Genomic DNA, 22,194 nt, shown 5'->3' on the forward strand with positions numbered 1-22,194 from the left:
TCACCCCGTATACCCCGCCAGCCGCGGCAGCCACAACACCATGTCCGGCCACATCGTCACCAACGCAAGCGCGCCCAGCATCACCAGAAGGAAAGGCATGGCCTCGCGCACCAACTCCCCGAGCGAGACATTGGCTATCTTGGTCATCATGAACAGCAGCAGGCCGTAAGGCGGTGTCACCAGCCCGATCATGATATTGAGCACTGCCATCACGCCGAAATGCACCGGATCGACGCCCAGCGCCACCGCGGTGGGCAGCAACACGGGCAGGATGATCAGGATGATGGTCGAGCCTTCCAGGAAGGCGCCCAGCACCAGCAGGATCAGATTGACTATCAGCAGGAAGCCCAGCGGCGAGAGGTCAAGGCCCTTCATGGCTACGCTCAGCGTTGCAGGAATATTTTCTGAGGTGATGACGTAGTTGAACACCAGCGCACCGGCAATCAGCATGCCGATGGAGATGCTCATGCGCGCGCTGGAGAGAAGCGAATCGTAGAGATCGCCCCAGCCCAGGCTGCGATACAGGCCCACGGAGATGAGCAGCGCGTAGGCCGCAGCCACGCCCGCCGCCTCGGTGGGCGTGGTAATGCCACTGTAAAGACAGCCCAGCAGGATAACGGGCAGCATCAGGGCCGGAAAGGCTTCACGCGTGATACGGGGCATGTCCCGCAACGGAACCTTTGGCTCGAGCGGGAAACCTCGTCGTTTGGCCAGCACATAGATCAAGGCCATCTGCACCGCGCCCAGCAGCAACCCTGGCAGGACGCCGGCGATGAACAGGTAACCGATCGACGTGCCGGACACTAGGGCATAAAGCACCAGAGGAATCGACGGCGGCAGGATGGGCCCGATGACCGCGGAGACGGCACTCAATGCGGCTGCGAAGGCCGGGGTGTACCGGCCATCGCGGGTCATCATGGACTGCATCAGCTTGCCGGAGCCGGCAGCATCGGCCAGGGCCGAGCCCGACATACTGGCAAAAACCACACTCTGCAGCACATTGACCTGGGCCAGACCGCCGGGAAACCGGCCAACGATAGCATTGCAGAAGCGCAGCAGGCGATCCAGGATGCTGCCGGTGCTCATGATGGTGGCGGCAAGAATGAACAGCGGGATTGCCAGTAGCAGGAAGCTGGAGTAGGTGCCGTTGAGCAACTGCTCGGCCGCCGCGCCCATGTCCATGCCCTTGAGGTACAAGTACAGGACGGAGCCGCCGATCATGGCCTGGCCAACAGGTACACCGAGCAGGCTCAGCACCACGATGGCGCCAAGGGCCAAGGAAAAAGGGCTGGTGAAGTTCACAAGGCAGAAGAGTTGGCAGGCGGATCGCTGCGATCGGGCGCCGGCCCGCGGACCAGCTGGCGCAAGGAACGGGCAATGAGGGCCACGACAAAGACCAGGTAGATCGAATACATGACATCCATGCGCACGCCAAGGGTGGCGCTCTTCTCGACTTTCATGAAGGTGACGTACGACCAGGACGCCGGCAGCGACATGCCAAAGAGCACAATGACACCCACCGCGCCGATGGCGCCGATCACCCGCCGGGTTCGGCGGCTGCCGCGCCCGGCGATCAGGTCAATGCGAATCTCCTCATCGTCCTTCAACACGAAGGCCGCACCCCACAGCACCAGCCACAGCCACGCTGCCAGCGACAGCTCGCTGGTCCAGCCTACCGGCCAGTTGAAAGCGTAGCGCAGGACGATCTGCACGATGAAGGCAACGAAAATCACCGCCAGCAAGAGCGCCGCGACGCCTTCGGCGAAGCGGTGCAGCGGCCTCAGCACCCGATCGAGCATGGTCTGCGGGCTCACTTCAGTGCGTTGATCTTGTCGATCATGCCGGCCGGCCAGCTCTTGGCCTCATCGGAAGCCAGGTACATCTTCTGGGCGTGGTCGCGGAAGGCATTGATGTTGGGCACATACACGTCCAGTCCCTGCTTGCGGAAGGTCTCGGCCAGCTCGGCTTCACGCTTCTGGTGCTCGGCCGTGCTCCAGGCAATCGCCTTGTCGGCGGCGGCCTGGAAGCTGCGCTGCTTGGCCGGCGTCATGCCCTGCCAGGTCTTCATGTTGACGGTCAGCAGGTCGAAGGCCACCAGATGCGACGTCAGCACGATTTGCGACATCACCTCGTAGAACTTCATGTTCTGGATGTTGGGCAGGGGATTGTCCTGGCCGTCGATGGCGCCGGTCTGCAGGCCGGTGTAGGTCTCGGCATAGGCCATAGGCGTGGGGTTGGCACCGATCGAGCGGCCCAGCATCTGCCAGGTATCGCCCGGCGGCATGCGCAGCTTGACGCCCGCCAGGTCGGCGGGCACGTTGATCTTCTTTTTGGACTTCAGGCCCACGTGGCGTGTGCCGAAAAACGTCGGCCCCAGGATCTTCACCTTGAGCTGGTCTTCCACCATTTTTTTCATCTGGGCGCCGAGGTCGCTGCTGAAGAAGCTGGTGAGATGGGCTGGGTCGCGGAACAGGTAGGCGGAGGTGAGGATGGACCACGCCGGCACCTGTTTCGAGATGTCCTGCGGCGCGATGTTGCCCATCTCGAGGTTGTCGCGCTGCAGGGCGACCAGCTCCGTGCCCTGCCGGAACAGCGTGGAGTTGAGGTGCGTCTCGACCTTGAAGTCAGACTCAATGTTCTTGGCAAACATCTTCATCATGTCGGCGCGGATGTCCTTGTCCGAGAACACAGCGGCGAAGCGCAGCGTGGGGGCGGCCTGCGCCCAGGCCGGCAGGACTGCGCCGGCAGCCAGCGTGGCTCCCGCACCCAGCAGCGTGCGGCGATCAATAAAACGGTTCATGGTGTTGTCTCCTGTGATGTTGTGATGAAAGAGCGCGGAAAAATCAGATTGTGGGTGCACCCGCCAGCCTATGGGCCAGCGCCCGCAGCGCCAGTTCGTAGCCGAACGGGCCGAAGCCGCAGATGACGCCGGTAGCGGCCAGCGACACCAGCGAGTGCTGGTACAGCGGGTCGCGCCGGTGGATGTTGGTGACGTGCACTTCGGCAATGGGCTGGTCGACTGTCTTGAGCGCATCGAGCAGTGGGATGGAACGGAACGACAGGCCGGCCGGGTTGATGACGATGGCGACGGCCCGCTCGCGCGCTTCCTGCACCCAGTCGACCATCACCCCTTCGTGGTTGGTCTGGCGAAACTCGCACGCCAATCCCAGTTCACCGGCAACGCGACGGCAAAGCTGCTCCACCTGCGGCAGAGTGGTGCTGCCGTACAGGTGCGGCTCGCGCACGCCCAACAGGTTCAGGTTGGGACCATTCAGAACGTAAACGGTGCCGCTCATTCGACGCTGGCCAGGTAAGGTCGTTTCCACATATATCTTGTCTCCAGAAGGATCGCTACGTGTTTTCTTTGCTGCCTCGATTCTGTGAGTCCCGGGGGAAAATGTTTCCAAACTGGAAACATGTTTCATAATACAGAATGAACATCGCACTTGACCGGGGGCTGTCCATTCTGGAACATCTCACCCGCTATCCACAAGGCTTGCCGCTCTCGTTGATGGCCTCCGAGCTCGACATTCCGCTCAGCACCTGCCACCGCCTGCTCGCCGACCTGCAACATCGCGGCTATGTACGCCAGGCGCGTAAGCAGGGCGACTACGTGCTGACCACCAAAATGGTGTCTCTCGGGCTGGGCTTCCTCAGCAGCGCCGGAATTGTTGACGTTGCCGAGCCGCTGCTGGAGCGGCTGGCGCAAAGCTCCGGTGAGCTGGTGCGCCTTTCCATCGTGGACGATGATCGCCTCACCTGGGTTGCCAAGTCGCAGGGCATGCGACAGACCGGACTGCGCTACGACCCGGACATGGGAATGGATGCGCGCCTGTCGTGCACAGCCTCGGGCCACGCCTGGTTGATGACCCTGAGCGACGAACGGGCGCTGGAGCTCGTTTCGCGGCAAGGCTTCGGCACGCCTGCGGAATATGGACCAAAGGCTCCGACCACCCTCAGGGCCTTGCTGGGCTTCCTGCATGCCGCACGCGTGCGGGGTTACGCCATGATTGACGAGGTCTTCGCCCCCGGAATGGCCGCCATGGCCGCACCTGTGTTTCGCCGCCAGGAAGTGATCGGCGTGATCAGCATCGCCGGTCCGCGCTCGCGCCTGAGCACCGTCAGAATGCACGAACTCGCCAACGCCCTGCTTGAGTCGGCTGCGGAGCTGGGGCCCATCAGCAATGCCTCCACCTTGTTCGGGCGTCCCCCACTGGGGAAGGGCTGAACCGGCAGGAAGCAGCCCTCATTCCTCAAAAGCGCTGCGCAACCATTCAATCGCCACCGCGCCGGGTGCGTCCGCACTACCCTCAACCAGCACCACGTCAAAACGGCAAGGCGGCGCGTTGGCAAAACGCATCAGGTAGTGGCGCGCCGCAAAAATGATTCTTCTTTGTTTGACCGCGCCGATGCTGGCCGCCGCACCGCCATGCAGCCTGTTTTTGCGCGCTCGCACCTCGACGAACACCAGTGTTCCGTCGGGCGCATGCATGATCAGGTCCACCTCGCCACCGCCGCGGCCGGGCGTTCGATAATTGGACTGGACCAGGGTCATGCCTGCGCGCAGCAGGTGGGCCAGCGCCAGGGCTTCTGCCGCGTCACCGAGGCGCTTGGTGGTAATCTGGCCAGGCTGCGCCGCTGCGTCAGCGCCGGCCCCACCCGGCGGCCCTTTTGCAACCTGTTTTCTGGAAAACCACATTGAACGCTTCCTTTGACCTGGCCCTGCCCGCTGCGCGCGCTGCGGCAGGCATGCAGCATTATCCCGAAGCTGCGCTGTATGTGGTAGCCACGCCGATCGGCAACCTGTCGGACATCAGCCTGCGCGCGCTGCATGTGCTGCAGCTGGTGCATGCGATTGCCTGTGAGGACACACGGCATACCCAGACGCTGCTGCGCCAGTACGGCATCGACAAGCCGCTGCTGGCCGTGCATGAACACAACGAAGCCCAGGCGGCGCTGCTCGTGATCGAACGCCTGCAGCGCGGCGAGCGCGTCGCCTATGTGAGCGACGCCGGCACGCCGGCCGTCAGCGACCCGGGCGCGCGCCTGGTGGCGGCCGTTCGTGCCGCCGGGCTGACCATACTGCCCCTGCCCGGCGCCAGCAGCGTGACCACCGCGCTGAGCGTGGCCGGCATCAGCGGCGGCTCGGGGTTTGTGTTTGCCGGCTTCCTGCCGTCGAAGGCGATGGAGCGGGAGCAGGCGGTGCAGGTGCTGCAGGCCGAGCCGCGCGCGGTCGTCATCCTCGAAGCGCCGCACCGCATGGAAGCCCTGGCGCGCGCAATGGCGCCGCTGGGCAGCCGGCTGGTCACGGTCTGCCGTGAGCTGACCAAGCAGTTTGAGGAAATCGCCACCGTCGCGGCGCAGGACCTCAGCGCCTGGCTGGCCGCCGGCACCCAGCGCACCCGCGGCGAATTTGCACTGGTGCTGCACCCCGGCGAAGAGGCACGCGCCAAGGATGACGGCCACCGCGTCCTGCAGTTGTTGCTGGCCGAGCTGCCGCTCAAAACCGCCGTCAAACTGGCCGCCGACATCACCGGCGCACCGCGCAATGAGCTGTACGAAGCCGCCCTGCAGCTGAAAAAAGCCTGACCACCGGGACTTTCGGGCTCCTAATTGCGCGACTCTTGGTCATTGCGAAACTCCATGCCGGGATGCGCTCTCTGCACCACCTGGTTGCTGTCCAGATAGACCCAGTAGAAGAGGTCCTGTAGGTCGTACCAGCGGTAGGTCAGGATGTCGCCCGGCCAGGAGGCAACACGATCGACAAGGGTGGGGCGCCCGAACTCGCGCAACACATCGTCACGCGTCCATTTGCCGGGTTCGATGCGCGCAAAATCCCTGGCGTTGAGGACCTGCCGGACGCTGAGCACCCGGCCCGAGGCATCCAGGTCCACCATGAAGGCGAACTGGCCGGTGGGCTGACCGGAGTACTGCAGGCGCGTGCCTTGGGGGATCGCCGCCACGGCGCCGGGCTGGCCCAGGCGCGCCACCACATCGCCCTGCGACATGCCCGGCTGGATGGCACTGAACGGGTGAAGTGCGCAGCCACCGAGCCAGAACAGGCTGACCGCCAGAACAAAAAGAATCTTGCGCAATCGCATGACGGGTCCTTGGGTTGAATGGGCGCTGTGTTTGTTATACACCGCCTCAGCTTGCAGGATTCGACCCACCCCGGATCGCAGCGGTTCCCCGCACAGCGACAATCAGTCACCTATGAACAAGCCCCATGCGCCCGCCACCGACCGCAACCGCGACCCCATCCTGAGCGTGCTGCGCGAGCGTTTTGCCGACCGGCGCTCGGTGCTCGAAATTGGCAGCGGCACGGGCCAGCACGCGGTTTATTTCGCGGGCGCCCTGCCCTGGCTGCGCTGGCAAACCTCGGACGTCGCCGGCAATTTACCGGGCATGCAGCTCTGGCTGGATGAGGCCGGGCTACCCAATACCCCCGCGCCCGTCGCGCTGGACCTGCGCCAGGACTGGCCCGATGTGTCGTTTGACGCGGTGTTCAGCGCCAACACCCTGCACATCATGGGCTGGCCTGAAGTGCAGCGGCTGTTCCAGGCCTTGGGCCGGCACATGCCGCCGGGCGGACTGCTCACGGTTTATGGCCCCTTCAACTACGGCGGCCGTTTCACCAGCGACAGCAACGCCGCGTTTGATGCATCCCTGCGTGCCGGCAACCCCGTCAGCGGACTGCGCGATGTCGAGGCGGTTCATGCCCTGGCGGCCACGGCCGGCCTGCATCTGGTGGAAGACCGCGCCATGCCGGCCAACAACCGCTGCATCACCTGGCAGCGCCGCCCGGACAAGTTCTAAAGAGCCCGTGGCTCGACCTTGCCCGGCCGCAGGGAGTAACGGTTGCCCGCGTCCAGGCGTTCCACCTGGACACGCGCGGCGCGGTTGCCGTACACCGAGGCCTTGAGCCATTCACATTCCGACTGCAATTGCGCCTCGTCACCGAGACGGGTGTGCCACACCCGGTGCTCCCCGTCCCAGCGGTAGCCCCTGGCCTTGAGCAGGTCCTTGGCCTCAAACGGCGCGGCAGTTGCCTGCAGCCGGTAGCTGGGCCTGGCCGCGACGGACAGCAACTGTGCCAGCCCCGTCTGTCCGCACACCGGAAGCGGGCTGGCCAGCACCGCCAGCAGCGCGTGGCAGTCCATTTCGGCGCGGTGCGCGTCGTAGAACCAGCCGAGTTCCAGCGCCAGCTGCGTGAGTTTGGCCGAGCCGCGGCCTTCTTTTTTCCAGTCCAGATCAGCAAACGAACAAGCCCAGGGCAATTGTGCAAACTGCGCCAGCCTGGCCTCGACAAACGGACGGTCAAAACCGGCGTTGTGGGCGATCACCAGGTCCGCATCGGCCAGCATGGCCGCCACCCGCGACTCATCGAGCTTGTGGCCGCGAACCATGTCGTCGCTGATGCCGGTGAGTTCCTGGATCTCCGGCGGAATCGGCATGCCCGGGTCTTCGAGGCCGTCATAAACATCGACGGTGCCAACCGGCAGGCCGCTGGCCAGATCCACATCGACCCGCAGCAACGCAAGCTCCATGATGCGATCCCGCGATGCGTCCAGACCGGTGGTTTCGGTATCCAGAATCAGCAGCCGCGTGACCGGTCCCCCGGCCTGGTGTGCAAACTGCTGTTCTACGGGCAGGCGCCGCAACACGCGGTAGTCGGCATGCCGCTCCAGCGCCAGCGCCATCGCTTCCGGCGTGAGCGGCTCCGATGCGGGAGCAGAAGGAACGATTCGGGCTTTGCGGGTTCGGGTCGGAACGGGCGCCGGCGTGATGGACGCTGCGTCGTCAAAACCGAATCCCAGCTGGTCTGCAAAAAGTGCGTGACCGTCTGACTCGGTGTTCATGTGTCACTCCAGGTCATGGTGCACGGGGTCATGCGTGGCCGGGGACAGACATGACCGGCTGAAAACAGATGTGGTGCGGCTGGCGGGGATTGGCTTCGGAGACCACTATATTGAACGTGTCAATGACATCCAGAACTGTACCATAATGTCTTAAAAGTCTTAAAACTGCTCACCTACCTTCGAAACAAGCATTGTTGGTCTTCCCGTTTAACGCCGAATATTCACTTTTTCTCCGCACTCGAATATGACGCCGGGTGCGACCAAAACCCGACACCGGGCCTTTCTCTGAACCTAAATTCCTCACTTTCTGTACTGACGCCGTGGACTTGCGAACAAGGAATAACGACCCTTGCCTCCAAGTTCGACGACGCGATCGGACGTCCTGACCTAGAGTTGCTCGCCGGCTGCTTTGCGTTTTTAGCGCAACACGAGACGGTGGCAATACTGGACGCATGGCAATTCGCTCCGGCGTTTCCCAAGGAACTTCTGAAGCTTTCAGATGCCGTCGCACGAAAAGCGCCTCCATACGGCGGGCAGATTAGTGCTGGGCGTATCGTCGACAACTTTGAAGGAGCGGTCACGCGCACGCCTATCGCGGCGATGCTCTGTGCCGAAGTGGGGGCACACCTCCTCGATTCAGATCGTCAAGACATTGCCAGTCTGCGCCTCTATTTGCTGATCAAGTCGATGGAGCTGGCAACTGCCGGATATCAAGCTACCCCCCACCTGCTAAACGCCTGCAAGCAGGTCCGGAAGACATTGGAGGAGCCCACCTCCAGTCGGGACGGATTGGGATTGATCAGGTATGTCTCGCCTGCTAACGAGCACTTCGGTACATTTGAAGCCTCGCTCAAAGAAGCGTCAGGGCGATTCAAGCTCCACATTGAAAGCAACGAGAAGGAATTCGACACCCCCTCCGCCACCTCTAAATTCGCTGACAACATCGAGGCCGTTGCCTCCGGTCGACCGACAAAGCTGGTGCCCTTAACCGCATCTCCATCGCCCCAGACCTCCATAGCGACCTCCACTTTTTGGGAAAAGGCGGTAAGCGATGAAGACATCGGTACAGAAGCGATAGAGAGCACCTTTTCACTTGCCGACGAGGCGCTAGGTGACCCAGAAGCCGAGTACACGCTTGAAGCGGTTGTCTTTGTAACGCCTCCGTCGCCAAGCCATTCCTATCGTCTTGGACGTGGTCTTCATCTGCAGTCTCAAGCGGATCGCAATCACATCCCAAACGCGTGGAATAGACTCCGCCCTGATGAGATTCACAATCTGCAATTGTTGATACCGCAGTGGATTTCGTCGGAGGAACATTCTTTGCTCGGAGTCATTGCGGGCTTGGCCATAGCGACTCAGAAGAGCATTGAGTCAGCGTGCAGCATTGCAATCTCCCAGGCACCTGTTGACTCTCGCTGGGTACTTGACCTACAAGGAGGTCGGCTATTGCGTTACCCAAACCGCCCTGCTTTAAGAGCAAGGGCAGCAGAAGTAAATGAGCGCGAAGGAATTCATGGTGTCACTTGGCTTAGGCCACTTGCGGATGTCCAAGTACTTACGCTCGAACCCAATCTGCACCAAGTGTTGCGAGCGGCGGCAGGGGAAAAGCCATCCGCCGATCAGTTGGGTAACCTCTGGAACAAGAAATCGACGCCACAGGCAGAGTTCAACCGGCTCTGCATGGGAATGCCTGAGCTTGCTCGCGTGACGCAAGGCCTACTTCCCAACACCACTGAACAGCTGATATTCAACGCCACCGAGGACTCCACCTTCGCAAGAATGCTTCTGTCTACAGATGACTGGGCTAGGCCGGCCGCCGCTTCATACGCGTCCTGGACGCTAGCACAAGCCAACTCCATCATTGCTGGCTTGTCATGCGGGATCAATGTACAGCCTGGCGAATTGGCGGAAACCAATGGACTGGGGAGCGAACTCGATCCTATCGACGCACTTCTTCAAGCGGAATTCGCTCACGCGGCACAAAAGGTAAAAGACGCACTTGAACTCGAGCCTGCCCACCCAGACGCCTGGATTGAAGCCCATAACAACATCAGCGGCTACATGGTCGCCGCGCTTTTAGCCGGAACTGGTGCGCGCCCAGTCAACTCGGTCTTTGAACACCGAAACGACTTTGATCTAGAGGGGGCACGGCTCTTTTTGGATGACAAGTCGTTCGATCTAAAGGAGAACGGGAGATGGGGACGCATCGTTCCCCTGCCATCGGTTTTGGTAGAGCTCATGCAGTTTCTCTACCTTCCCTACCTCGCATGGCTCCAAGCGCAGTTAGCATCTCACGGGGCTTCATCAGAAGAGTACACCGAGCTGGCGGATGCGATATCCCGAATTTTGCAAGGCACTGCAAATGCGCTGACGCCGATGTTCTTCCTCCTCAAGAGGACTAACAAGCTCCGGATCGTTGAGGTTAGCGAGAGAGGTCTGAGCAAATTCGCGGTGTTTTCATGGTCGCTGCCGTGGAACATCTTTCGCCACCGCATGGCAACGCGACTTCGCACACTCGGGTGCGAAGAAGAACTGATCGCAGCGCAGATGGGACATGCGGAAACCGGCGCGGACACCTATGGACCCTACTCGCCACGGTGCTGGGTAGACGACGAAGCGGGCTGGCTCGCCGCTCTCGAATCCTGCGTGGGTTTGCTGAAAATCGAGCCCATCAGGTTCAGGACACCCTCTTTCTCGCCCACAGCGCTGCCAAGTGATTTCCGGCGCTTTTTTCTTGCCGCCTCATTTGGTTCAGGAGCACGGCGGAAAGATCGAGAACTGGTGAAAACTCGTGCGCATTTGGAGGCTGAAGAGTTTCTCATCAGCAAGGTCAAAGCCCACTTGAACGTAAAGGGGGCAGAGGGTCTAAAACTTGATGACAAGTTCCCAGAGCTACTGACAGATGAGCAACTCAACTTTCTGTCATCCACCGATTTCTGGACACCGCTTGGCCTTGAAATGCTTTTCACGTCCAAGAAAACGCCGCGACCGAATCAGCTGGACTGGTATGAGGCATATGAGGAATTTCGCTTGCGGGTTTCGGCAGGCTCTTTCGTTCCCCACCAAGATCGACTCAGAGTGAGGAAGCCGGTTCGGGATCGAGCCGTATTTCCGGCAGGAACGATGACTGCGGAAAGGACCTTGAAGCGCCTGCGTGAAGAGCTCACTCAAACATTTGCCACTACGCATCCCAGCCACAGATCACTTAAGCTTAAAGGCTTGCTCGTTGCTCTAGACATTGCGCTCAATAGTTCCGTTAGCGACAACTCACTGCTTTGCATGATCAGTGCAAGCGAAAGCAGCAAGCTCCAGCTGTACAAAAGAAACGCAAACGTCTTTGTCGCACGCCCTCCAGATAGAACAGAACCCCATTCTTCACATTTTTCATGGGTCTGCGTTCCCGCCCGATCTGTACCTTGTATTGCTGATCTCATGGAGGCAAAAGGGAAAGAACATAAAAGCGAAGTTCTTCCAGAAAAGATCCTCGGCTTCATCCGTGCTGCCGAACGAGAACTGGGGTTGTCTCCATTTTCCATAACCGATCGCAAAACGCTCATCCGTAAGGTTGCGGATATTGTCAACTCGGCAAATCAGCTGCTTCTGCCTGGAATCGTCGCTGGCGTGAGACGCGGTCAAGTCACGTCGTGGTCACTGAACGTGCAAGCGCTTGCTCGCGCAGTCGTTTGCAAACGTCCGGTATGTGCTGAAGCACTGGCAGGCACGCCCGCTGATGGCGCTGGTGAAACCTGGTCATCGCGCAGCGGCTTTGGTTTTCTGGCAATTAACCAAACCATCAAAGGTGGCAAAAACGATCGAGAAATGCTCGCAGGCATTCGCAATGCGCTCACGGTGTTCCAAGAGGCCGTCAAGGACACTGCCAATGAGAGTCCCGATCGGGAAAAAGCGGCGGCGACAGTTAAGAGCCTTCATGCTGAACAAGGCAGGCAGACTTCCCCCAATATCCAGCTTTTGACCGTATGGATCATCAGGCTCCTGACTGATAAAGGCGCTGCTGGCGGTTGGCTACGCGCGTCATCCATCAAAAAGTACCTATCACTCATCGCTCCTGGATTCCTCGATTTTGGCTCCGAACTCAATTTGCTTGAGGCGGGTGAAGAGGAGATCGAAGAGTTCTACAAGCGGGTTCTTTTTCGTCCAGTGGCTGTGAACGCACGTAACCAAGAACCTGACCTGGAGGGGCGGCGCCTCGACGAATTGAGCCTGTTGGGGAGGCTGCGCGAATTTCATCATTTTATTGAGCGCGAATATGGTGCTGAAAGCCCCGATTGGTCGACTTTAGGTGAAGGCTTAACTTCTTCAATGGTGTCGGCCGAGCTGATCTTGCCCATTGAGTACCAACATGCTCTACTGGCCATTTGCCCTTTGAATGCACATCTAGACAGGCAGTCGCTGATGGGGGGCATGCTCCTTGTGCTTGGCTATCGGTTTGGCCTGCGAAGTGCGGAAGCGATTTCGATGGCCAGAAACGACTGGATCGAGATAAAACAGGCGGTCGTCGTCTTAGTGAGCGGTAAATTTAAGGCGTCTAAGTCCAATGCGGGTCGCAGGCAGGTTCCATTGCTCGGAAGCTTGACTGACCATGAGCATGCAATTGTGGGCAGATGGTTCGAGTACTGGGCTAGTCTTGGCCTTCCCGACGTATCCGCTCCGATGTTCCCCTCCAGTGAGGATCTGAAGAAACCTGCGCTCGTCGATGGGCCAAGGCGAAGAGTTGTTGAGGTATTGCGCATTGCGACAGGCTCAGCCGGCCTAACGTTCCATCATGCGCGGCATTCCTTTGCTTGCAACGTAGCGCTCAGGGTCCTGCACCCCGAGTTGCTTCCACAGTATCCGCATCTTTGCGCCGACTGGCTCTGGGGGGCCGACTCAGTTCGCAAGCAGTTACTCGGCGTCACGCGCACGACTAGGCGATCACCTTGGGCGGTGTCAGTGGTACTTGGTCATGCGCATCCGGCCACGTCTCTCGGTAGCTATCTGCATTTCATACATGACTGGGCCAATCATCGTGTTATCGAAAAGCAGCCGGAGAAATTCAGGATCGCAGCTAAGTACAAGCTGCCAAGGTGTCTTGACCTAGACGAACTCGCGATGTCTCAAATGGACCATCCTGTTCCCGTTCCACCACTCCTTCCTTCCAAGACCGTGCCTCGGAAGCCGGAGGCCATTGTCCGATACCTCCAACTGTTGTCGCGAGAAATCAAGCCTGATCGGGCCGGATGGCTGTGTGGGTTCGACGAGGCCGATACTGAATATTTGATCGAAGGTCTCAGTCCACTTCGAGCGTCTTATCCAATGCTGGGGTTGAACCCTGGTAAGCCGCAACTAGCCCGACTGGTTTCTGTTCCTACCTCGGCGAGATGGAACGCGCTTGGAAAAATGCTTCATGGCTGTTCACTGCCGCAACCAGCAGGCAGGGAGGCGATGTGGCAAATTGCAGACGCCAGGCAAATTCTTCTTTGGCTTCCCGAACACTTTGAACTTTTGTCCAGCATGCTGGCCAGCTTGCAGTGGAACGAGTCGTTCCTGAATTTTTACAAACCAAAAACTAGAGCGTACACCACGGGACTTTTAGCGAACGAGCGCAAGTGGAAGCTTCTCTCTACCCACATTCCTAGTACCAAGGAGAACGTGCAGAAGTCGAAGCATCGCTCTGACCACCCTGATGAAGAGAAGCGTTTTCAGGTTGAAGTGGGAAGGTACCCCACCAAAAGTGGCCTGCACTTTTACAACGCGACCGATCGAATCGCTGTTGTACCGGCGCCTGGCATTGCGCCAGTGGGTGATCGCGCCGAGCTTATTCTTCTTTGGATTGCCCTGAATCTAGGAATATAGAAACATCTGGGTGCTATCGAGATGAAGCGCCAGAATCCTCGGTTCCGCACGGTTTGATCTTGAGCAATCGGTATGTGAAGCAATCGTCCTTTTCCACCGAATTAATCTCAACAACGACCCGAGGGAATCCAGTATCGAAGTCAAAAGCCGGATCGCTTCGAAGATTATTTCTCCGAACAGTATGGGCATACATATAGGTGTCGTGGATGGCCTCATAAAGAGCTTGATCCATATAGCTAACTTTGATGACACGTCCCTTTTCCGCTTCAAGCGCTAGCTCAATTCGCTTTTTCCGAAGATCGATGCTACACAAATACGCATGCTGCGGGTCTAAGTCCTTTACGAACGGGACAGACGGCCTCCAAGTGGGCATTCCCGCTTGATGTACTAGACATTCGTTACCAAGCTTCAGCTCCACGCTTTTAATTTCAGTTGACTTGCTCATGGATCGACTGAGGGAGCGCCCTTCTAGCATGATCTTCTCAAGTGCAGCGGCACGCTGCTCCGGTCTTTCGCTTTTATCCACCAGATCCACCACTACTTGCAGATGCTGAGGCATTGCCAATCTTTGGTCAGCGACTTCTTTTGGTTCGACGTCGTGCTGAGAGTGCCCGTCTTTTGATTCCAAATCTGCTGGGACCGGAAATGAGTCGGTCAAGTCCAAGTGGCTTGCCTTTTCACGGTCTGTCGGATTGAACATTTCGAAGGAGACAGCAAGCGCTGTCGCCTTTATAAGTGGGAGTTCATTCTTTGGCACTCTGCTCAAGTCAAGGACCGCCCAAAGTTTCCCCCAGTCGTCACCGAATTCCATATGAGTGGTCACCTTGATTAAGGATCGGATGTTGGGGCAAATTGACAAGCACGTAGTCTGAATGGCTTGCATCATCTCCGAAGCGGCTTTTTTATCGAAAATATTCTTCGGCAATTCCATCCATGAGGCCAACTCTGACTGCGTCAACTTGCTCTCAAATTTTGCTCCTAACGCTAGCATCATCGAATTATCGAGACCGGCACTCCTTCCTCCTTTCACTGTCAGAACCTGCTCGATTGCATTCAAATTTTTCCCGTCTGAAAAATTCACTCCATGCTCGTGGACTTGGTTTTCGTTTAGAAAAGCAGAATCAAGGTCGGCACCTGTGAAGGCGTAAACAACTTCCGTTTGATTACTTCCTTCGTTTCTGCCGGATTGTTCAGCTGTTATGTGAGTGGTCACTTCAGATTCCTCTTTGAAAAGCAAGATTGCTTCTCTAATAAACCTATCTGAAAACTCAAAATGAGTCCACGTTTTGCCGGCGGGCTGCTTGCAAGTCAAACCGAGGCTCCCACTGTCCGGTGCTGCTGACCGGCGCTGTGCACCCCGATACCCGCGCGATCTGTCGAGATATCGCTTCCTCCTACGACTGGACCAGTGGGCAACATGCGCTGCAGCAAAACGCCGGCCAGATGCCGTTTGGTGTCGGGGGTGTTGGTCAGGTCGGGCAGCGGGTCGATCTCGCGCAGACTCGCCACGGCCTGGGTCACGGTGGACAGGTCGAGTGCGCGGCCTTCCAGCAGGGCTTCGGTCTGGCGCGCGCGTACCGGTGTGGCGTCCAGCGCCCGTCCGAAAGGGCCAAGGTTTTGAGCAAGTTTGGCTCAGTCGAGCCGGGCGACAAATCACATCTTCGGGATTTCAAGCAGTTTTCCATCGAATTATGACCCACACTCTTTGTGAGCAGAAGCTGCTCACGATGTGGATAAGTTCTTGGTTTTCTCCTTTTTGGGTTGAGTCTTTGTAGAGTGCAGATGCTGTTAATCATTAACCACCATTCCGGCAAACGCTGACCTCCTCGCTAGTGTTGACAATCGAGTGTCCGCTTCGGAGAAAATGCAACTACCGCAAAGGGCCCAATGCAGTCCTACTGCTGGCACATCCCGGTGGCTGCTTTGCAGCGATAGCCGCCATTCATGCGCCTAGTCCAGTGGGTTACCGCTGCGCGCCGCACGTGGGTGCTGGTGGCCTCCTCTATGGGGCAAGGGACGCCAAATGAGCATGACCGCTGAGTCGCTTATGAATATCATGTGCGTTCGGCTGGCAATGCAGGAGTTGGGGACGACCAAGCGTAAGGCTCCTGCCGCCATGGCCTTGCACGCCAATAATAGGTGACGTTCTTGATGAATGAGTAAAAAACGACACAGCTTGACGCTTCGATGCACTAAATTGCAGGCATCACTTCAACACGAGCACTCATGTCCGCAGACACCGCCACCGACAAAAGCAGCTACGGCCACCGCCTGGTGCAGATACTCAAAAAGCTCAATCAAGGCGACAAGCTCGACCCCAAGGTCCTGGCTGACGAGTTTGGCGTGAACCTGCGTGCCATCCAGCGCGACCTGAACGAACGCTTTGCCTTTTTGAACCTGCACAAGGTGGACGGGCGCTACCAAATGCCCCCTGCGCTTCTGGGCAAACTCAATTTTCGGGACGTGGAGCGTTTTGCCAGCCTGGCCGGGGTGCGGGGCTTGTACCCATCACTCACCGACGACTTTTTGCGCGAACTGATCGACACCCGCGTGCAAAGTGCACTGCTGGTCAAAGGCTTGCAGTACGAGGAACTCAGCGGCAGCCAGCACATCCTCTTCGGGCAACTGGAGGCTGCCATCCGCACCCACAGCCAAATTGCCTACACCTACGAAAAGGCCGGCGGCCTGAAGTCTTACCTGCAAGTGGAACCCTACAAGCTGGTCAACCACGATGGCATCTGGTACCTGGCCGCCAAAGACGGCGGGCGTCTCAAGGCCTTCTCCCTGGTCAAGATTGACCGGCTCCAAGTGACCACCACCATATTCACTCCTGACCTCGCTGTGCACGCCACCCTCAATTCCGAAGACGGCATCTGGCTCAACGAAAAGAAGCTCGAAGTGGTGCTGAAAATAACCGGTACCGCAGCCAGTTTTTTTCGGCGACGCAAACTCGTGGCCAACCAGGTCATAGAAAAAGAACTCGAAGACGGAGGCATGATCGTCTCTGCCAAAGTGGCCCATGTGAACCAGATACTGCCTACCGTGCGCCAGTGGATACCGTGCATCCGCATCATCAGCCCCGAGGGACTGCAGGCGGAGATGGAAATCGAAATCCGAAGTTACCTGAACGCGTAGCCTTTTTTTAACCACCCCTGAAGGAGATCACTATGGGCAACACCCACCCCCTTGAAAGCCTGGCGGCTTTTGCAATCTGTTTTGTGGTCGGCGCATTGACCACTGCAGGCCTGGGCGCGTATATAAACAAGATCAAACGCGATAGCGGAACGACTAGGAGAAACACCTAGCCAACGCATCACTCTGGGCTGCAACAAAGGCTTGAGAATAAAAACGCTGTCACACCATCACCCAATGCTGCCGTGGCAGTAGCTCCAAGTTTCCGTTTCACAAAGTGCCCTGCAGCCTGTGGCTGGAACCATATCAGCGTGCAGCGCAGCGATGTGATTTTTGCGCCTGATGTTGGTGGCCGCTGCGAGGTACCGACTTATGACAAACAAAATGAATCAAAATACCAACCCAGAAATGAATAACCAACCGGAGGCAAATAATCCAACCTCGGATGCATCGGCAGATACCGCGTTAAAACCTAATACTCAAGATGCTGGTGTCAATGTTGAATACGTTACCAACGATAGTGAGACTATCACTCAAGATTATTCGTTCATCTTGAGTGAACTGAAAGGGACATCGGCATCCGAGTCCATCAAAATCCAAGTCAATGAGCAGCTCGAAGATGCCCTTAGGGAGCTTGAGTCACTCCATGATAAGTATTCTGAGAAGGATACCGAGCAGCTTCTTGTTTTGTGCAAAAACACAGTCATAGAGTCAATCACTGGGCAGTTTGGCATGGCGTCAATGTTTATTGCCGCCAAGGATGGGGGTAGTTCGACTACTCCTCACAATTTCAAGAAGGGCATCACGTCGACAGATGCGGACAAGAACCGACATGAGGCCTGGACTGCGAATAATGATGGCAGCAGAGAGTGGAAGGACGTCAGAAAAGATGTTGGCTACGATGAAGGATTTACCGAAAGGCGCAAAAAGGATTTCCAAACTAAAGAAATGATTGTTGATGGCTACACTGGAAAGCCTCTGCCAAAGGATGGTCGTGCGCATATAGATCATGTCGTTTCGGCAAAAGAGATTGAATCTAAAGCTGAACATCATCTGTACCGCTCTCCGGAAGAGCGTGCGAAGATGGCGACGAGTGAAAAAAATACTACCTACACTGAGGCAAGCGCTAATCAATCAAAAGGTGGCGCTCAAATGGAGTCGTGGCTTGATAAAAAAAGCAAGTCAGGAGAAACAAGTGCCGAAAGATTTGGCATTGACCGCGACAAGGCACTCAAGATAGATGCCGATGCACGAAAAAGCATTGAGCTTGAAGTAACGGTTGCCGCCGTAAAAAAACACAGCAAAGAGCTTTTGGCAACAGGCGGTGCGGATGCTGCAAAAATGGCCGCCTATCATGCGCTTGGCGCTATTTTGCGAGATCTTACACAAGCAGTTTTTGAAGAGGTTCACATCACTTTCCGGCAGCGCGGCAGTGAGTCTCTCAAAGAGATTGGTGTCCGATTTCAAACTCGTACTGAGGCCCTGCTCACGGAACTCAAGGCCAAATGGAAGGACATTTTGACGGGAAGCCTTGAAGCGGGACTCACCGCGTTCCTGTCCAATATCGTCGTATTCGTCATTAATCTATTTTTCACCACTCTAAAGAAGGTAGTATCTATCATCCGCGCAGGTTTCGTCTCACTTTGCCAGGCAGTAAAAATTCTCGCTTCACCTCCTGAAGGGATGGACAGAGGAGAGGTGAACTATCAGGCACTCAAAATTTTAACGGCGGGACTCATCGGCGCGGCCTCTCTGGGATTGAACGCTGCAATTGAGAAGCTTTTGGAAGCGGTTCCAGGATTGCAGCCGCTCATGCTGTTCCCTGTTCCATTTCCTGGTCAAGAGCCTCGTACAGTGAGTGACATTCTGGCTGCGACACTTTCCGCATTGGCTGGTGGACTACTGACAACGGTAGCGCTCTATTTCATGGACAAGGCGCGAAATGCGTCGAAAAAAGACAAGCTACAAATTCAACTTGTAGCGCAAAGTGGCGTCGTGGTTCAGTACAAAATTAGCCAGACATGGTTGGTGCTGGATGATGCGTATTACGTTTTACACACCAGCATTGCAGAAGGGGCCAAACTTTGCATCCAAACGAAGCAAGTGCTGGAGGATATCAATCAAGAAACTCTCAAGGCAGTGGACAGTTTCACCAAAGCTGTCGATAAACTGCGCATGAAGCGCAATGCAATAGGTGGATTGACATGACCGAGTCGGTTTTCACACAGGAAATTATTCGCTCGGACATTGATCCAAGTGAACTTCACGCAATTGCAGAAAAGAGCGCGATATCAATTCTTCAGAAAATCAAGGAACGCGAACAAAGCATACGAAGAGCAGAAGCCGCTGCTAATAAGGCAGCGGCTATTGAAACTGACTGGTGGCGAGTGGGTAACACAGACAAGAAGATTGATGCCACTGCGGATGCGCTAGTCATGACTAATGCATCTTTAGCAGAGATGAACGACTTAATTCAAGAGTCGATCAAGTTCACCTGCTCTTCAATACAATTTGCGCAGGTAATGCATAGGACTATGGCTCACCTTATGGTGACGGGATTCACAGATGCCCATGGCAATATTCAACAACTTGCCGGTGAATCCAAAGAATTTGTCCAACTTATTTTGGACGAGGCAGAAGATTTTGTTAGCAAGCAATTGGCCGATGAAGAGAGGCACGCAGAACTACAAGCGAGGCTAAACCAAAAGGATCAAATTGATGTAGACCAAACGCGACGTTTGGAGCAATTGCAGTCGTTACTCGAGCATAACAATACAGTTGATGACAGACATGAAAAAGCGATCCAGCTTCTGTTTGATTTCGTCAAACAAAAAGATCAACTGGATAAAGAGCAGAGCGACATGATTCAAGAGCTCATTAGAAAAGTTCAATTAGGGAAACTTTCACTCGCCCTCAGCACCCTTTCGCTTATTGTTTCTGCCGCGATATTTTCATTGACTTAACTTAGGTAGTTAAACGTAAAGGTCCGGCCAGTACCGTACTTGATGATTGTCGATAGATCGTCATATATCCATTACATGGAGCATGCTGTACGGGGCCCGCCAGGCCGGGGCCATCCTCGCTTCGACTGAAGCGGTGCGCTGGTTGATGCGTGTGACGGTTGTACTTTGACAGGAAGACAACCCACCCTATAGATCAGCAAAGAGCGTCGGCATCCAGATCTTGACGTTGCGCTCGAGACCGTACACCAGGGAGAATTGCTCCAGCGGGAACCGGACGATCTGGCTCGTGTTGGCTGCTTTCAGATCAATGAACTTGCGTGGTGCGAGGGCATCGTTTTTTTGCAGAAGGGTGCTACTGAGCGCAGCATTCAAGAGCGAATTCACTGGTTTTGAATGACCGCTCTCTGGAAATTTGTATGACCGGTAACAGTCTGTAGCGGACAGTCACTTGGGGTCGCGTCGACGGCTGCTTCTGGCCGAAACCTGTCAAAGCTGACTAACGACAATATGTACTTATCGATAGCCAGCCGCTACGACTGCTTTCGACCAAGACCGGACGGTCGCCGATGCCGCTCAGTTCGGGCGAAAGCAGACATCAGCGGCATGCGCATAACGGATTCAGTGCGAGTCAAGAGCGCATCGCAAGAAGCAGGTACGCACAAATCGATGAACGATCAGCTATCGAACAATGAGCGTTTCGGCCAACGCTAAACCAATTTGCACCATGAGCGCTAAATGATTCAACGCGTAGCTGAAGTTAACCTGCAGCCAACAGAAGCGTCTAAGGCTGCTGGAGCCCTTCATAATCAAGACCTGCCCCCCCCGCTTTTTCGAGATGCCTACCTTTCATCATGGATAAATTCTTGCTGCAGCAGCAGGTGCTGGAACGGCTCGCCGAAGACCTGCTGCAAGCCGAACAGGCAGCAAGGGCTGCCCATGAAACGGCGACTCACGAAGAAAACATCGCCGAAAACAAGCACGACACCTTGGGGCTCGAAGCCGCCTACCTGGCCACCGGCCAAGCTCGTCGCGCCGAAGGCATCCGCCAGGCGATGGCCCATTGGCGCCAATTCCGCCCGCGTCCCTACGACGCCAGTAAAGGTATAGAGCTCGGCGCGCTGGTCTGCCTGGTCGATGCCGACGACCAGCAGCAACAGCTCTTTCTCGGCCCGGATGGGGGCAGCATGAAGTTGGTCAGCGGCGCTCAGCTCGTTCAGGTCATCAGCTGCGAAGCCCCGTTGGGCAGGGCCATGCTGGGTAAATGCGAGGGTGATGAGGTGTGGATACAGGTCGTTCCAATCCGACAGCAGTTTGAGGTGCGGCGGGTTCATTAAGCCGCAAGCAAGCCCACGCCGAATTGGCCGAGGTCAGCACACGTGCCCGGAGGCTAGACTTCTGCTGTCGGCCACTAGCGGACGTTGCCTGAAGACATGGCAGTCGCTGGCAGGCGGTAGATGCCCGTTTGTAATTCGAGTCTGATCCCTGGCGATGGAAGTGCGAGCTGCCCCCACGCTCGGCGTGCCCGGAACGCGCGAAGCGCTCCCGGTATCGATGTTTGCTGAGGCCTCGTGGTCTCCAGTTAGCTCAGGTGCTTGCCCACCAGCCCGGTCATCTCGAACATGGTGACTTCATCCTTTCCGAAGACGGCCTTGAGCTTGGCGTCAGCCAAGATGTTTCGCTTGTTCTTCGGGTTCTGCAGGTTATTGGCCTTGATGTACTCCCACATGAGCTTTACCACTTCTGTGCGGGGTTGAGGCGTTGCACCGATCACAGCGGCCAGCTCGGCGCTGGGAGTGAGGGCGCGGTTGAATGCTGTTTGCTTCTTGGCAGTGGTCATCTGAGGCTCATCATTTGAAACCACCATTCTAGGGTGCGCTTCCAATCCCTCTGTAACCACCTGGTACCGAGAATACGGGGTCCGGAATCTTGTTGCCCAGAGTGGCAGCGTTTTCGATGACTGCTTTTCGCAAAATCCAAGGACCGTAACGGGCCCAGTTCAGAGGGAGTCACCATTGCTCAATGCGGCCAGAAGCGGCCGTCAGTGCAACACTAGCCGACCGTCTGTTTCAGACTGACTGCTGTCTTTGGACTTTCAAAATTGCTTGCCCCACCGCAGCCACGCAACCCCGCGCGTGAACGCTTGGCGCGTAGCGCTACAGCAACGAGATTCGGTGCGAAAGGCGGTGCGCACCGATTACCCGGAGTTGCCGAGTGAATTTCTGATTCAACGAAAGTCTGCGCTGTCACGTCGCATGATCGGAGCCAGTAGCGCTACCAACTAGGCCCATTTCCCTAACTCCCCCCCGCAGTTCGGTCGACAATTTCGACACGGCGAACCACTCAGCAGTGCTCAAGTTCAGGAACTTGTGCGCATGCCCCTGAGGGTC

At 57.0% G+C, this 22,194-nt stretch carries 20 protein-coding genes; 9 read left to right on the top strand and 11 right to left on the bottom strand.

Features of this window, described 5'->3' with window-relative positions; genetic code table 11:
• The 4 genes from PSV40_RS09790 to PSV40_RS09805 are packed head-to-tail and all read right to left on the bottom strand — an operon-like array spanning position 1 to position 3,296.
• Entirely contained in the window at positions 1-1,302 is a 1,302-nt protein-coding gene (locus PSV40_RS09790; protein WP_300536939.1) for a TRAP transporter large permease, read from the bottom strand.
• A complete protein-coding gene (locus PSV40_RS09795; protein ID WP_300536941.1) occupies positions 1,299-1,814 on the bottom strand; it encodes a TRAP transporter small permease subunit in 516 nt (171 codons plus the stop codon). Before PSV40_RS09795 ends, PSV40_RS09790 begins: the two co-directional genes overlap by 4 nt.
• A complete protein-coding gene (gene dctP / locus PSV40_RS09800) occupies positions 1,811-2,800 on the bottom strand; it encodes a TRAP transporter substrate-binding protein DctP (protein WP_300536943.1) in 990 nt (329 codons plus the stop codon). Before dctP ends, PSV40_RS09795 begins: the two co-directional genes overlap by 4 nt.
• Before the next feature lie 43 nt (positions 2,801-2,843).
• A complete protein-coding gene (locus PSV40_RS09805) occupies positions 2,844-3,296 on the bottom strand; it encodes a type II 3-dehydroquinate dehydratase (RefSeq protein ID WP_300536945.1) in 453 nt (150 codons plus the stop codon).
• Positions 3,297-3,433: 137 nt separating this feature from the next.
• Between PSV40_RS09805 and PSV40_RS09810 the strand changes: the two genes are divergently transcribed.
• Positions 3,434-4,228 (top strand): IclR family transcriptional regulator, encoded by a 795-nt coding sequence (locus tag PSV40_RS09810; RefSeq protein WP_300536947.1) that lies wholly within the window; start codon positions 3,434-3,436, stop codon positions 4,226-4,228.
• Positions 4,229-4,246: 18 nt separating this feature from the next.
• Here PSV40_RS09810 and PSV40_RS09815 read toward each other — a convergent pair whose 3' ends face one another.
• A complete protein-coding gene (locus PSV40_RS09815; RefSeq protein WP_300536949.1) occupies positions 4,247-4,699 on the bottom strand; it encodes a YraN family protein in 453 nt (150 codons plus the stop codon).
• 50 nt (positions 4,700-4,749) lie between these two features.
• Here PSV40_RS09815 and rsmI point away from each other — a divergent pair, with 50 nt between their 5' ends.
• Positions 4,750-5,589, top strand: coding sequence for a 16S rRNA (cytidine(1402)-2'-O)-methyltransferase (rsmI, locus tag PSV40_RS09820; protein ID WP_300537058.1), 840 nt, complete (start codon positions 4,750-4,752; stop codon positions 5,587-5,589).
• A gap of 20 nt (positions 5,590-5,609) precedes the next feature.
• On the opposite strand, the gene PSV40_RS09825 is transcribed toward rsmI, so the two are convergent.
• Complete coding sequence (locus PSV40_RS09825) at positions 5,610-6,101, bottom strand: hypothetical protein (protein ID WP_300536951.1); 492 nt, start codon at positions 6,099-6,101, stop codon at positions 5,610-5,612.
• Between the two features lie 112 nt (positions 6,102-6,213).
• On the opposite strand from PSV40_RS09825, the gene PSV40_RS09830 reads away from it, so the two are divergent.
• Complete coding sequence (locus tag PSV40_RS09830; RefSeq protein WP_300536953.1) at positions 6,214-6,816, top strand: DUF938 domain-containing protein; 603 nt, start codon at positions 6,214-6,216, stop codon at positions 6,814-6,816.
• Here the strand turns inward: PSV40_RS09830 and PSV40_RS09835 are convergent.
• On the bottom strand, positions 6,813-7,859 hold the full coding sequence (locus tag PSV40_RS09835; RefSeq protein WP_300536954.1) for a 3'-5' exonuclease: 1,047 nt from the start codon (positions 7,857-7,859) through the stop codon (positions 6,813-6,815). The genes PSV40_RS09830 and PSV40_RS09835 overlap by 4 nt on opposite strands.
• A 435-nt stretch (positions 7,860-8,294) precedes the next feature.
• Here PSV40_RS09835 and PSV40_RS09840 point away from each other — a divergent pair, with 435 nt between their 5' ends.
• Positions 8,295-13,712: a hypothetical protein gene (locus tag PSV40_RS09840; RefSeq protein ID WP_300536955.1), complete on the top strand. Its 5,418-nt coding sequence runs from the start codon at positions 8,295-8,297 to the stop codon at positions 13,710-13,712.
• Between the two features lie 13 nt (positions 13,713-13,725).
• Here the strand turns inward: PSV40_RS09840 and PSV40_RS09845 are convergent, their stop codons facing one another.
• Both PSV40_RS09845 and PSV40_RS09850 read right to left on the bottom strand, forming a co-directional pair.
• Positions 13,726-14,925 (bottom strand): hypothetical protein, encoded by a 1,200-nt coding sequence (locus PSV40_RS09845; RefSeq protein ID WP_300536957.1) that lies wholly within the window; start codon positions 14,923-14,925, stop codon positions 13,726-13,728.
• Positions 14,926-15,020: 95 nt separating this feature from the next.
• Entirely contained in the window at positions 15,021-15,305 is a 285-nt protein-coding gene (locus PSV40_RS09850) for a hypothetical protein (protein WP_366914995.1), read from the bottom strand.
• 633 nt (positions 15,306-15,938) lie between these two features.
• Between PSV40_RS09850 and PSV40_RS09855 the strand changes: the two genes are divergently transcribed.
• From PSV40_RS09855 to PSV40_RS09870, 4 genes are all read left to right on the top strand, one after another.
• Complete coding sequence (locus PSV40_RS09855; RefSeq protein WP_300536959.1) at positions 15,939-16,847, top strand: WYL domain-containing protein; 909 nt, start codon at positions 15,939-15,941, stop codon at positions 16,845-16,847.
• Positions 16,848-16,879: 32 nt separating this feature from the next.
• A complete protein-coding gene (locus PSV40_RS09860; protein ID WP_300536961.1) occupies positions 16,880-17,017 on the top strand; it encodes a hypothetical protein in 138 nt (45 codons plus the stop codon).
• Between the two features lie 211 nt (positions 17,018-17,228).
• Positions 17,229-19,052 carry a hypothetical protein gene (locus PSV40_RS09865; protein ID WP_300536963.1) on the top strand — a complete coding sequence of 608 codons (1,824 nt, stop codon included), beginning with the start codon at positions 17,229-17,231 and terminating at the stop codon, positions 19,050-19,052.
• A complete protein-coding gene (locus PSV40_RS09870) occupies positions 19,049-19,807 on the top strand; it encodes a hypothetical protein (protein ID WP_300536965.1) in 759 nt (252 codons plus the stop codon). The genes PSV40_RS09865 and PSV40_RS09870 overlap by 4 nt, the downstream gene beginning before the upstream one ends.
• Positions 19,808-19,993: 186 nt before the next feature.
• On the opposite strand, the gene PSV40_RS09875 is transcribed toward PSV40_RS09870, so the two are convergent.
• Entirely contained in the window at positions 19,994-20,179 is a 186-nt protein-coding gene (locus PSV40_RS09875; protein WP_300536967.1) for a hypothetical protein, read from the bottom strand.
• A gap of 479 nt (positions 20,180-20,658) precedes the next feature.
• Between PSV40_RS09875 and PSV40_RS09880 the strand changes: the two genes are divergently transcribed.
• A complete protein-coding gene (locus tag PSV40_RS09880; protein ID WP_300536969.1) occupies positions 20,659-21,141 on the top strand; it encodes a GreA/GreB family elongation factor in 483 nt (160 codons plus the stop codon).
• 245 nt (positions 21,142-21,386) lie between these two features.
• Here PSV40_RS09880 and PSV40_RS09885 read toward each other — a convergent pair whose 3' ends face one another.
• Entirely contained in the window at positions 21,387-21,644 is a 258-nt protein-coding gene (locus PSV40_RS09885) for an SWIB/MDM2 domain-containing protein (protein WP_056275206.1), read from the bottom strand.
• Positions 21,645-22,194 lie beyond the last annotated feature (550 nt).

Origin of the sequence: Polaromonas sp. (assembly GCF_029945925.1) — a bacterium.
GTDB lineage: Bacteria > Pseudomonadota > Gammaproteobacteria > Burkholderiales > Burkholderiaceae_C > Polaromonas.